Source organism: Tsuneonella sp. HG094, from assembly GCF_053819285.1.
Window position 1 is genome coordinate 1048432 of the sequence record NZ_JBSORA010000001.1, and the last position, 12639, is coordinate 1061070.

Below are 12639 nucleotides of genomic sequence, written 5' to 3' on the forward strand. Positions count from 1 at the left end.
ATGGCGGCGGCATCGGCCTGGCAGCTCGTGGCGTTTCTCCTGAACCTCGGGGGCGCGATCGTCTGCGCGGTGGTCGCTGCGTGGCTCCTGAAGCGCCACGACGGGACCCGCCGCGAACGCGGCATGGTCGTCTTCGCGTTGGCCGTGACCGCCGCATGGTGTGTGACCAATGCCGCGTACGGACCCGGCTCGTTACTCGCCAGCCTGATCGAGAGCGTCCGCAATCTTTCGTGGATCCTCGTCCTTTACCGCCTGTTCGGTAACGACGGGCGCGACCACAGCCTCGCTCCGATCAGGCCTCTGGTGATCGTGCTCGGCTGCGTCGAGTGTATCCAGCCTGCGATCGGTGTTCTCGATCTGCGGGTCGGCCACGCACCCGCCGCGCACGAGGCCGTGTTTACGCTGGCGGTGGTGCTGCGCGCTCTCGTCGCGATCGGCGCGCTGGTTCTGGTGCACAACCTCTACGCGGGCGCTTCGGCGGCTTCGCGTCAGGTCCTGCGGTGGCCCGCGTCGGCGCTCGCCGGGATGTGGGCGTTCCAGCTCAACCTCTACACGATCGCGTGGATCGGGGGTGCGAAGCCGATCGAACTGGTCGCGCTGCAGGGGCTGGTCGCCACCATGGTCGGCGCACTGTTCGCTATCGGCGCCAATGCGCGCGCGGCGGACCTTCGGATCGTGCCGAGCCGGACGGTTGCGTTCCAGTCCTTGTCCCTGCTGCTGATCGGCGGATACTTCGCAGCGATCACGCTGTTCGCCCAGTCGATGAACTTCTTCGGCGAGGGCCTTTCCCGCCTGACGCAGGTGGGTTTCGTGTTCGCGGCGGCCACGCTGGCACTGCTCTGGCTTCCATCCAGGCGGCTGCGCGGCTGGCTCAGGGTCAAGGCCTTCAAGCACTTCTTCCAGCACCGCTATGACTACCGCTCGGAATGGCTGCGCTTCACCGGCACGATCGGCCGCGCGGGACCCGACGCGCCCGAACTCCCGATCCGCGCTGCGCAGGCGATGGCCGACATCACCGACAGCCAAGGGGCGCTGATGCTGCTCCCGGCGGACGATGGCGGCATGGTGCTGGCGGGGCGCTGGCAGTGGCCCGAGATCGCGGTGCCGGCGAATCCTTGCAGCGCAGAGCTTTCCGCCTTCCTCGAGCGAACCGGTACGATCATCGAGATTGACCGGATGAAGGCGGCACCTGTCGAAGCTGGCGAAGGCGAACAGGCGCCGTCCTGGCTGGCCGACAATCCACGTGCCTGGGCAATGGTGCCGCTGCTGCATTTCGACCGGCTTGTCGGGGTGGCCATCCTCGCCCGTCCGCCCGTCGCGCGCGAACTCGATTGGGAAGACTTCGACCTGCTGAAGGTCGTCGGTCGCCAACTCGCGAGCTACATCGCGGAGCAGGCCGGGCACGAGGCCTTGATTGAGGCCGGGCGCTTCGACGAATTCAACCGGCGCATCGCGTTCGTGATGCACGATATCAAGAACCTTGCCAGTCAGTTGTCGCTGCTTGCCCGGAATGCCGAGCGGCATGCGGACAATCCGGCGTTCCGCGCGGATATGCTGGTGACGCTCACGAACAGTTCGGCGAAGCTCAACGCCCTGCTTGCGCGCCTCGGTCGCTACGGGGCCGGCTCGGGCGCGGCGCGCGGTCCGGTCGATCTGACCCAGATCGCGCAGCGGATCGCCGCGCGCCATTCCGCGGTGACTCAGGTCCAGTTGACCCGCGCCGAGCCGTGCATGGTGCTCGCAGAACAGGAAACACTCGAGCAGGCGCTCGATCACCTCGTCCAGAACGCGATCGAGGCCAGTGTGCCGGGCACGCCGGTTTATCTCGACGTCTCGTGCGACGGGTTGCAGGGTCGCATCGAGGTGATCGATTCCGGCACCGGCATGAGCCCGCAGTTCGTGCGCGACAAGCTGTTCAAGCCCTTCGTCACGTCGAAGGACGGCGGTTTCGGGATCGGAGCGTTCGAGGCCCGCGAACTGATCCGCACGATGGGCGGGCGGTTAGAGGTGGAATCGCGTGAAGGGCTCGGCACGCGGTTCGCGGCGATACTGCCGCTCTCCGCCGCGGCCGGCTTCGTCGGCAACTCATTCATCCAGGAAGGGACTGCGTGATGTCGCAGCACAAGCACAAGCTGCTCGTGGTCGAGGACGACCAAGGACTCCAGGCCCAGTTGAAGTGGGCTTACGACGATTTCGAGGTCATCGTCGCGGGCGATCGCGACAGCGCGCTCGCCGCGCTGCGCAGCGAGGAACCGGCGGTGGTCACGCTCGACCTCGGCCTGCCGCCCGATCCCGACGGCACGACCGAAGGCTTCGCAGTGCTCGACGCGATCATGGCGCTGAAGCCCGACACCAAGGTCATCGTCGCGAGCGGCCATGGCGCGCGCGAGAGCGCGCTCAATGCGATCGACCGCGGTGCCTACGATTTCTACCAGAAGCCGGTCGACATCGACGCGCTGGGCCTCATCGTGCGGCGCGCGTTCGGCCTGCACGAGATCGAGGCGGAAAACCGCCGCCTTGCAGCAAAGGTGGGCGAGGACAAGACCGTTCTCGGCCGGATGATCACCGCCGCGCCAGAGATGGCCAAGGTCGCCCGCACGATCGAGCGGGTCGCCAATACCAAGGTGTCGGTCATGCTGCTGGGCGCGAGCGGCACGGGCAAGGAATTGCTCGCCAAGGGGCTCCACGAATGCAGCGACCGCAAGGGCGGCGCATTCGTTGCGCTCAACTGCGCGGCGATCCCCGAGACCCTGCTCGAAGCCGAGCTCTTCGGGCACGAGAAGGGTGCGTTCACCGGCGCGGTGAAGAGCACCGAGGGCAAGATCGAGCAGGCCCACGGCGGCACGCTGTTCCTTGATGAGGTCGGCGACATCCCGTTGCCGCTGCAGGTGAAGCTGCTGCGGTTCCTGCAGGAGCGCACGATCGAGCGGATCGGTGGACGCACCGCGATCCCGGTCGATACGCGGATCGTCTGCGCGACGCACCAGGACCTCGAGGCGATGATCGCCGCAGGCACGTTCCGCGAGGACCTGTTTTATCGCCTTGCCGAAATCGTCGTGAAAATTCCCACGCTCGCCGAGCGGCCGGGCGATGCGGTGCTGCTGGCGAAGGCGTTCCTCCAGCGCTTCGCTGCGGAGATGAACCCGTCGGTCAAAGGCTTTGCGCCCGATGCACTGGCCGCGATCGACGGCTGGACCTGGCCGGGCAACGTGCGCGAACTGGAAAACCGCGTGAAGCGCGCCGTCATCATGACCGACGGCAAGCTCGTAGGCGCCGACGATCTCGACCTTGCCGATCGGCCCGACGAAGTGGGCGAGGCGCTCAACCTCAAAAGCGCCCGCGAACGGTCGGACCGGATGATGATCCGGCATGCGCTGGCTCGCAGCGAGGGCAACATTTCGAGCACTGCCAAGCTGCTCGGGATCAGCCGGCCCACGCTTTACGACCTCATCAAGCAGTATGACCTGGCAACCTAGCCGCGGGGGGCTGCTGGGATTGCTGGGCGCCATCGCGCTGGCGGGGTGCAGCGGCACAGCGGAAAAGGGGCCGGCGGCGGACGACTGGCGCGGCCTCCTCGCTGCCGGCGATGCGGCCGGGGCCGAGGGAGCCCTGCGTCGTGCGCTGGATCGAGGTGAGTCCCCCGCCGACCTTGCGCCGTGGCTCGGAGAGGCAGAGCTGCGTCAGGGCAACCTCCAGGAAGCGGAGTACTGGCTGACAGGCGGGGAATTCTCTCCCAAAGCAGCAGCGCACGGCTTTCACATGCTCGGTCGCCTCCGCACCCGGCAAGGCGATCTATCCGCCGCCGGGCTGGCGTTCGACCGGGCACTCGGGGCCGGGTCGTCCGATCCCGAACTGTGGGTCGATATCGGCCGGATGCGCTGGCAGGGCGGCGAGCAGGTTGAAGCGGTCGCTGCCGCAGAGCGGGCATTCGAACTTGGGCCGGATAGCCCTGCGTCGCTGCTCTTACGCGCGCAGCTCTTGCGCGACGCGCAGGGCAACGACGCCGCGCTGCCTTTGCTCGAACGCGGCCTGGCGCTCGCGCCGAACGATGTGGATCTGCTGGCCGAACACGCTGCGACGCTGGGTGAACTCGGGCGGGCGAGGGACATGCTCGCGGCGACCCGGCGGCTGGCGCAGGTCGTCCCGCGCGATCCGCGGGTGCTGTGGCTCCAGGCCGTGCTGGCAGCGCGGGCAGGGCGGTACGACCTCGCGCGCATTCTTCTCCAGCGCGGCTCGGCCAAGTCTGAGCAGAAGACCCCGGCGGCGATGCTGCTGTTGGCGATCATCGATCTCGAGAACGGCAACCATGCCATCGCCGCGCAAGGTCTCGACGTGCTCGCGCGTCGGCAGCCGGACAACGCGCGGGTACAGGCGCTCCTGGCACGGGCGCTCTATCTGGGCGGTAATTTTCGTGAGCTCGTCGCGCGTTTCGGCGGCGATAAGCCGCCCGCCTATATCGCCGAGCTGGTCGGGCGTTCGTATGAGGCACTGGGTGATCGCACCAGGGCTGCAATCTTTCTCGATCGCGCCAAAGACACGCGTGCAATGCGGATCATATCGCTTGTGGGCGAAGGGGGCGGTATCACGTCGCAAGTGCGGAACCTGATCGGACAGGGCGGGACCGAAGAGGCACGGGCGAAGGCGGGGGCATTCCTTGCGAGGCACCCGGGGTCGGTCGATGCGCTGGCGCTCGCGGGCGATGCGGCCCTGGCCGCAGGCGATAACCGGGCTGCGCTCGGCTACTATCGGAAGGCGGCAAGCGTCAGGCGATCATGGTCGCTGACCCAGCGTATAGTCGCTGCGCGCGACCGTATCGGCGATAGCACGGCCGCCACTGCGCTCCTCGCCGATCACCTGCGGGGCGAGCCGAACAATGCCGACGCATCTGCCACACTGGGACGGCGACTGATGGACGACGGGGACGATTTGCGCGGGAGGGCGCTCGTCGACCATGCCTGGAGCCGTGGTCGCAACGACCCGGTGCTCGAACGCCTGCTCGAAGGGTAGTCGGCTCGACAACGCGGGCCACCGACGCCAAAGGCGCGAGTCGATGCGATTCCTCCGCCACATCGACCTGATGGTCCGCCTGCTGGTGCTTGCGATCGTGCTCGCCAGCGTGCTGCCGGCGACCGGGCCCGCACGCGAGATTGCGCAATGGGTGTCGAACGGGGCGATCTTCCTGCTGTTCTTTCTCAACGGCTTGCGATTGCCGCGCAGTGAGGTCGTGCGGGGGATCGGACACTGGAGGTTCCTGCTCCCGCTCACGGTCTGGTGCTTCGGGGCGATGGCGCTGCTCGGGATGGGGCTCACCGCTGCGCTGGAGGGCATGCTTCCGGCGATGGTGGTGCTGGGCTTCCTCTACCTTGGCGTCCTGCCATCGACCGTTCAGTCGGCCACCGCCTACTCGTCTCTGGCGGGCGGGAACGTCGCCAATTCCGTGGTCGCGGCGGCGCTCATCAATATCCTCGGGGTGTTCGTGTCCGCACCCCTGTTCGCCGCGCTCGGCGGGGGCGGCGCGGCCGCGCTGGGAGCAGCGGGCATCGGCAAGGTCTTCGCGATCCTCATCGTGCCGTTTGCGATCGGCCAGTTTCTCCAGTCGAAATTGTCGGGTTGGGTGGGCGAGCACCGCGACCTGGTGACCTGGATGGACCGGCTGTCGATCGCGATTGCGGTCTATGTCGCGTTCTCGGGCGCTGTCGAGCAAGGGCTGTGGACACGCGTCAGCCCCGTTGGCTGGGCGATCCTGCTGGCCGCGGTAAGCGCATTTCTTGCGGTCGCTTTCGGTGGGGCGTGGGCAGTGGCGAGCATGGTCGGCCTGCCCCGCGCCGACCGCATTTCTTTCCTGTTCGCGGGGGCGCACAAGAGCGTGGCGATGGGCGCGCCGCTCGCGGCGGTGCTGTTTCCGCCGGACGTCGCCGGAATGGTCCTGCTGCCGCTGCTGGCTTTCCACCTGCTCCAGCTCGTCGCCAGCGCGCCGCTGGCTAATCGCCTCGCACGGACTCCTCGACCGCTTCCGGATGGCGGCGGTTGAAGCGCACCGACCACCACAACGACAGGCCGATCAGGATCGCCCCGATCAGTCCGGTCACCGTCTCGGGAATGTGCCACTTGGCCGAGAGCAACATGATCGCGCCGAGCGCGATGATCGCCCAGAACGCGCCATGCTCGAGGTAGCGGTACTGCGCCAGCGTGCCTTTCTCGACGAGGTGGATCGTCATCGAACGCACGAACATTGCTCCGATCGAGAGGCCTAGCGCGATCACGATCATGTTGTTGGACAGTGCGAAGGCGCCGATCACGCCGTCGAAGCTGAAGCTGGCGTCGAGCACGTTGAGGTAGAGGAACCCACCCAGGCCGCTCCGCACCACCGCTCCTGCCAGCCGCTGCTTTTCCTCGTGCAGTTCGAGCATCGTCGAAACGCCCTCGACCGCGATGAAAGTAACGAGGCCGAGGATGGACGCGACCACGAACGTCAGCGCTTCGGCATCCGGTAGCAGGAGCGAAATGCCCCACACACCCAGCAGCAAGAGGGCGATTTCGGCCGCGGGCAGCGCGGAGAACCGTCCGAGGAAACGCTCTATCGAACCGATCCAGTGGACGTCCTTCTCGCCGTCGAAAAAGAACTTGAGGCCGACCATGGCGAGGAACGCGCCGCCGAACCCTGCAATGCCGACGTGTGCCGAATTGACGATTTCCTCGTAACGCTTGGGATCGTTGAGCGAGAGATTCACCGCATCGACCGGGCCGAGCCCAGCCGCAATGGCGACAATCGCGAGGGGGAAGACGATCCGCATACCGAACACGGCGAAGAGGATGCCCCAAGTCAGGAATCGCTTCTGCCAAACATGATCCATGTCCTTGAGCACTGCCGCGTTGACCACCGCGTTGTCGAAGCTGAGCGAAATCTCGAGGATCGACAGCACGAAGATGATCCACAGCATCTGGGCCGTGCCCGACACGCTGCCCGTACTGGCCATGCCGTACCAACCGCCAAGGCCGAGGCAGAGAATCGTGAATGCGAGCGAGAACCCGTAAAAGCGCTTGAGCGTGTCCATCGATGGTCCGGATGTCTGAGAGTGGAGACTATTTGGGCTGGTAGGTCTGTTCGACCGTGGGGAATTCCCGCGAACGCACTTCGGCGGCATAGGTTTCCGCCGCCTTCGAAATGACGCCGGCGAGATCCTCGTACCGCTTCACGAACCGTGGCACGCGCTCGAACATACCGAGCATGTCTTCGGTCACGAGCACCTGCCCGTCGCAATGGTTCGATCCGCCGATGCCGATGGTCGGGCACGTGACCGCCTTGGTCACGTCGATCGCGATCGGCTCGACGACGCCCTCGACGACGATCGCGAAGGCGCCGGAATCGTCGAGAGCTTTCGCATCGGCGACGATCTTGGCGGCTTCCACGTCGCTACGACCGCGCGCGTTGTAGCCGCCGAGGACATTGACCGCCTGCGGGGTCAGACCGACGTGGCCCATCACGGGTATGCCGCGCTGGTTGAGGAATGCCACGGTATCGGCCATCGCCTCGCCGCCCTCGAGCTTGACGCCCGCCGCGCCGGTTTCCTTGAGCACGCGGCTCGCGGTCGCGAAGGCTGCTTCGGGCGATGCCTCGTAGGAGCCGAACGGCAGGTCGACGAGTACGGCGGCGTGATAGCTGCCGCGTACCACGGCCGCGCCGTGGGCGATCATCATGTCGACAGTCACGGGCACACTGGAATCGAGGCCGTAGATCACCTGGCCGAGCGAATCCCCCACCAGCAGCAGGTCGCAATGCGCGTCGAGCAACTGGGCCTGCCGCGCGGTGTAGGCGGTCAGCATCACGATCGGTTCTGCCGTAACGCCATCGACCTTGCGGCGGCGGATCGCCGGGATTGTCAGGCGCCGCATCGGTTGCGGCGTGGGGTGCGCGCGGCTCGTGGAGGTGTCGAGCTGGAAGGTCGTGGACATGGCGAGATGCTCTAGCCGCGCGCGCAAGGCGGGGAAAGGGCGCTATTACGGCTTGCCATGATGGGCGAGCGCGCTAGCTTCGCGCCCATTCAGGGAGGCGCGCCGCATCCGGCCGCCCCGACAAGAGGGATAACGGGTCCATGTTATTTGACCGCACCGAAATTTCGCGAGGAGACGCCTGATGGCGAGTGCTCCCAACCGCAGCATCTTCGAGCGCATGTTCGCCCGTAAATCGATCGCGCAAGTCCAGCGCGAAACCGAAACCAGCGAACTGAAGCGCAGCCTGGGCAAGTGGAACCTGCTGCTCCTCGGCGTCGGCTGCATCATCGGTGCGGGCATCTTCGTTCGCACGGGTAGCGCCGCGGCGCTTCACGCCGGGCCGGCCGTCCTGCTGTCGTTCGTCGTCGCGGGCGTGGTCTGCGCCTTTGCCGGTCTCTGCTATGCGGAATTGAGTTCGACGCTGCCGGTCTCCGGGTCGGCCTATACGTATGGCTACACCACGCTGGGTGAGTTCGTCGCCTGGACGATGGGCGTGCTGCTTCTTCTCGAATACGGCATCGCCGCATCGGTGGTGGCCGTCGGGTGGAGCGGTTACGTCGTAAGCCTGCTGGGCGATTTCGGGATGAGCATACCCGCGCAATTGACCGGGCCCGCGGGACATACGCTGATGCGGGACGGCGTGCCGGTGCTGGTCGACGGGCAGACCGTGACCACCATCTTCAACCTCCCGGCGTTCCTGATCTGCGTCGCGCTGTCCATCCTGCTGGTGGTCGGCGTGTCGGAATCGGCCAAGGTCAACAACGTCATTGTGGCGGTAAAGGTCAGCGTGCTGGTCGCGTTCATCGTGGTCGGCGGGCTGATCGTTCTCGGCAACCTTCCCGAACTTGTGGCCACGAACTGGACGCCGTTCATTCCGCCCGTCGATCCGAGCGCCAACAACGGCGAAGGAGCTTTCGGGGTGGACGGCATCATGCGCGCCGCGTCGATCGTGTTCTTCGCCTATATCGGGTTCGAGGCAGTCTCCACCGCCGGGCAGGAAGCCAAGGATCCGAAAAAGGACATGCCGTTCGGCATCATCGGTTCGCTGCTGGTCTGCACCGTCATCTACATGCTCGTGGCGGCGATCATGACGCTGCTGGTGCCCTACAACACCTTGAACGTGCCCGATCCGGTCGCGGTGGTGGTCGATGCCTTCGGCCCTCAGTGGGCGTGGCTGGCGAAGATCATCAAGATCGGTGCGATCATCGGCCTGACGAGCGTCGTGCTGGTGCTCATGTACGGTCAGACGCGCATTTTCTACACGATGGCGCGCGACGGCCTGCTGCCGCGCGTGTTCGCGACCGTCCACCCGAAGTACAAGACCCCTTGGATCAACACGCTGCTGGTCGGTTTCATCACCGCTTTCGCGGCCGGTTTCCTGGACATCAACCTGCTAGGTGACGCGACTTCGGTGGGCACGCTGGCCGCATTCGCGATCGTGTGTCTGTCGGTTATCTATCTGCGCCGCGCTGCCCCAGAACTGCCGCGCGGGTTCAAGGTGCCGCTCTATCCGGTGGTGCCGGTCCTCGGCATCCTGTCGTGCGCCTACCTGATCACGACCGTCCCGTGGAGCGTGCTGGTCCTGTTCTTCATCTACCTCGCGATCGGGATGGTGATCTACTTCTTCTACGGGATCCACTTCTCGAATCTTCAGCGCGGCGAGGCACAGGACGACGCGCCGGACATGGGTGAATTCCCCGGCCCCGTGGTCGAGGACGACCGACCGGGCTGATTGCGTTAGCCGGCAAACGAAAGGGCCGCCCCTCGACTAGAGGAGCGGCCCTTTTCTTGTGTGGATACCTAGAGGGCGGCTTCGGCGTGGCTGCCGATGACGTCCTTCCGCACGTCCATGCCCAGCGCCATCTTGGCGGTGGTCAGCAGGCCTTGGTCGCCGCTCCACAGCTCGGCATTGCCGAGGTCCATGCGCAGCATCAGCAGGTTGGGGTCGTCCTTGCCGCCCGGAAACCATGCCTCGACGAAGTTCGACCACTGCTTGTCTAGCCGTTCGCGGCTCGTTTCCTCGCTCAGCACGCCTTCGAAGCGGGCGAAGAAGTCGTGATCCTTGGCCGAGAACGTGCAGGTCGCAGGGCCCATCGCGGCCAGGTGGCTGTCCTTCGAGGTGAAGAACCAGATTGCGCTGTTGGCATCCTTGTCGAGTTGGGCGGTCATCGGCACCGCATCGTTGGCGACTTCCTGTAGCGACACGAACACAAAGGGCGAATCGGCGAAGCTCTTCCAGAACTTCTCTTTCAGTTCGTCGGCGTTGCCGTTTTTGTATTTCATGGGTGATCTCCTTCGTGGTTCGAACGGCGGGGAAAGGGCACGGTTCCGCATTGCGAATCGCAGAGAGGTGGAACATAAAGGGAACATATGAGTCGTTTTCCTGCCATGACCGCATCCCCGAACGCACTCCTGTCGGCCTCCGGGCTTGCCTGCCTGTCCACCCACACTCCGCGCTGGCGGCCGGGGTTGGCAGGAGTGCACCACAGCGAGGTGTTCGGTTCCGCGCGCGAGGCGAGCGGAGCTGCCGCCGCACTGGCGCTCGCTTCGGACGCACTGGCTGTGGCGGATCGCGGCGCGGCGGCAGAGGCTGACGATCGCCGGGTGCTGCTGTGGGTGCAGGAAAAGGCGGCTTTGCGACTGAGTGGTCGGCCCTACCGCCCGGGATTGCCCAAGGCGTTCCGCCACCGTCTTGTCCATGTCGTGTGCGAGAAGCCCGAAGACGCGCTGTTCGCTCTGGAGGAGGGCTTGCGCTGCCGCGATGTCGCGGCGGTTGTCGGTGAAGTGGTGGGCAATCCGCGCGCGCTCGATTTCACCGCCTCCCGCCGGTTGACGCTGACGGCGGAGAAGCACGGGGTTCCGCTGTGGCTGGTTCGGCTCGATGCGCGGCCGGACCTCAGTTCCGCCCGTATGCGGTGGAGCGTTGCCGCCGCCCCTTCGCCGCATCCGCGCTGGAATGCCTTTGCACCGGGCGTACCCTCGTGGCGTGCCGAGCTGTTCCGCGCCCGTATGCATCCCCCCGGTATTTGGACCTTGCGCGATGACGGACACCGTCTTGCCGCGGATCGCCTCGCCGCCGACGAATCGCCGCATCCTCTCGGTCTGGCTTTCGCAGCTGGCGGTCGATCGCTGGCGGCTCTCTAGCGGGCTGGCGCCGGGCGAGGGCGCCGATGCCGAACCCACAGCGCTGATCACCGAAACCGCGCACGGCCCGCGGATCGATGCCGCCAACGCGGCCGGTCTGGCGGCTGGGGCGCGATCCGGCATGATGCTGGCAGATGCGCGCGCGCTGTGCCCGCAGATCGCCGTGGCGCCGAGCGATCCGGCAGGCGACCACGACTTCCTCGAGAAGCTCGCGGTCTGGTCGCTGCGCTGGGGGCCGTGGAGCGCGATGGATGCGCCCGACGGGTTGCTCGTCGACGTCACCGCGGTCGCGCACCTGTTTGGCGGGGAAGCGCGCCTGCTGGCGGATGCGGGCAAGCGGTTCGCCGCGCGCGGCCTTGCCGTCCGGCTCGCGATCGCGCCGACCGCCGGGGCGGCGTGGGCGCTCGCGCACTACGGACCGGCGGCGGCGATCCTTTCGCCGGGTGACGATGTCGCCGCCCGCCTCGCCGATCTGCCAGTCGCCGCGCTGCGCCTCGACGATGACGTGCTTGCGGTGCTGCGCCGCCTGGGCCTCAAGCGGATCGGCGACCTGACCGACCGGTTCGAGGACAGTCGCGGGCGCGATGCGCTCCACCGCCGGTTCCGCAACCGCCGGTCGCCTGGCGCGAACCCGCTCGTCCGGCTCGACCAGTTGCTGGGCAAGGTGCCCGAGCCGCTGCTGCCGGTCGTACCGCAGCAGATGCCGCTGGTGCAGCGCCGCCTGATGGAGCCGATCCGCCACCGGGAACTGCTCGACACCGTGCTCGCAGACCTCGCCGCCGACATGGCGCGCGAGCTGGAGGGCAAGGGGCAAGGTGCCCGCCGGCTCGAGCTGGGGCTGTGGCGCGTCGATGGCGAGGTCGTGGTGCGCCGGGTGGAGCTGGCCGCCGCCACGCGCGAGACGGCGCATATCGCGCGGCTGTTCGCCGCCCGGCTCGACGACGTCGATGCGGGCTTCGGGATCGAGTGCGTCCGCCTGCGCGCAAGCTGGTCCGAGCCGCTCGCGCTGGCGCAGGCCGATATCGAGGCGGCGGCGGAAGAGCACGGCACCTCGCTCGCCGCGTGCATCGACCGGCTGACGGTGCGCCTGGGCCGCGACGCGGTGACGCGGCCGGTGCTCCACGCCAGCCACATCCCCGAGCGTGCCCAGCGCTGGCAGCCGCCGCTCGACCCCGAACCGGCCAGCCAAGGCGAGCTGGCGTTCCATGCGCGGCCATTGAAGCTGCTCGATAGGGCGGAAAAGATCGCGGTGCTCTACGCCACCCCCGATGGCTATCCCCAGCGCTTCCGCTGGCGGGGCGAGGTGCACGAGGTGACGCGGGTCGAGGGGCCCGAGCGGATCGCGCCCGAATGGTGGCGCGAGAAAGGCTCTGCGCGGCTGCGGGATTACTACCGGATCGAGGATCACGCGGGCCGTCGATACTGGATCTATCGCCTCGGCCTGATCGGCGACGGGCGGGGCGGACTGCCCGACTGGTACCTGCAGGGGCTGTGTAGCTAACC

The 12639-nt window shown here is 66.9% G+C and carries 10 protein-coding genes; 7 read left to right on the forward strand and 3 right to left on the reverse strand.

Annotated features, from left to right (window positions below):
- From prsK to ACWPMX_RS05230, 4 genes are read left to right on the forward strand one after another with little or no spacing between them, the layout of a single operon-like run.
- Entirely contained in the window at positions 1-2112 is a 2112-nt protein-coding gene (prsK, locus tag ACWPMX_RS05215; RefSeq protein WP_455698979.1) for an XrtA/PEP-CTERM system histidine kinase PrsK, read from the forward strand.
- A complete protein-coding gene (prsR, locus tag ACWPMX_RS05220; protein ID WP_455698980.1) occupies positions 2112-3476 on the forward strand; it encodes a PEP-CTERM-box response regulator transcription factor in 1365 nt (454 codons plus the stop codon). Before prsK ends, prsR begins: the two co-directional genes overlap by 1 nt.
- Entirely contained in the window at positions 3460-5007 is a 1548-nt protein-coding gene (locus ACWPMX_RS05225; protein ID WP_455698981.1) for a tetratricopeptide repeat protein, read from the forward strand. The genes prsR and ACWPMX_RS05225 overlap by 17 nt, the downstream gene beginning before the upstream one ends.
- Positions 5008-5050: 43 nt before the next feature.
- Positions 5051-6031, forward strand: a complete 981-nt coding sequence (locus ACWPMX_RS05230) for a bile acid:sodium symporter family protein (protein ID WP_455698982.1) — start codon at positions 5051-5053, stop codon at positions 6029-6031.
- Here ACWPMX_RS05230 and ACWPMX_RS05235 read toward each other — a convergent pair.
- Together ACWPMX_RS05235 and panB are read right to left on the reverse strand one after the other, a co-directional pair.
- Entirely contained in the window at positions 5982-7055 is a 1074-nt protein-coding gene (locus ACWPMX_RS05235; RefSeq protein WP_455698983.1) for a DUF475 domain-containing protein, read from the reverse strand. The two genes, ACWPMX_RS05230 and ACWPMX_RS05235, sit on opposite strands and share 50 nt — an antisense overlap.
- A 28-nt stretch (positions 7056-7083) precedes the next feature.
- On the reverse strand, positions 7084-7953 hold the full coding sequence (gene panB / locus ACWPMX_RS05240; RefSeq protein ID WP_455698984.1) for a 3-methyl-2-oxobutanoate hydroxymethyltransferase: 870 nt from the start codon (positions 7951-7953) through the stop codon (positions 7084-7086).
- Positions 7954-8134: 181 nt separating this feature from the next.
- Here panB and ACWPMX_RS05245 point away from each other — a divergent pair, with 181 nt between their 5' ends.
- On the forward strand, positions 8135-9724 hold the full coding sequence (locus ACWPMX_RS05245) for an amino acid permease (RefSeq protein ID WP_455698985.1): 1590 nt from the start codon (positions 8135-8137) through the stop codon (positions 9722-9724).
- Positions 9725-9792: 68 nt separating this feature from the next.
- On the opposite strand, the gene ACWPMX_RS05250 is transcribed toward ACWPMX_RS05245, so the two are convergent.
- Positions 9793-10275 (reverse strand): pyridoxamine 5'-phosphate oxidase family protein, encoded by a 483-nt coding sequence (locus ACWPMX_RS05250; RefSeq protein ID WP_455698986.1) that lies wholly within the window; start codon positions 10273-10275, stop codon positions 9793-9795.
- Positions 10276-10380: 105 nt separating this feature from the next.
- On the opposite strand from ACWPMX_RS05250, the gene ACWPMX_RS05255 reads away from it, so the two are divergent.
- Positions 10381-11136, forward strand: coding sequence for a hypothetical protein (locus tag ACWPMX_RS05255; protein ID WP_455698987.1), 756 nt, complete (start codon positions 10381-10383; stop codon positions 11134-11136).
- The gene (locus tag ACWPMX_RS05260; RefSeq protein WP_455698988.1) at positions 11033-12637 is read left to right on the forward strand and encodes a DUF6504 family protein; all 1605 of its coding nucleotides are present in this window, start codon (positions 11033-11035) and stop codon (positions 12635-12637) included. The genes ACWPMX_RS05255 and ACWPMX_RS05260 overlap by 104 nt, the downstream gene beginning before the upstream one ends.
- Positions 12638-12639: the final 2 nt, after the last annotated feature.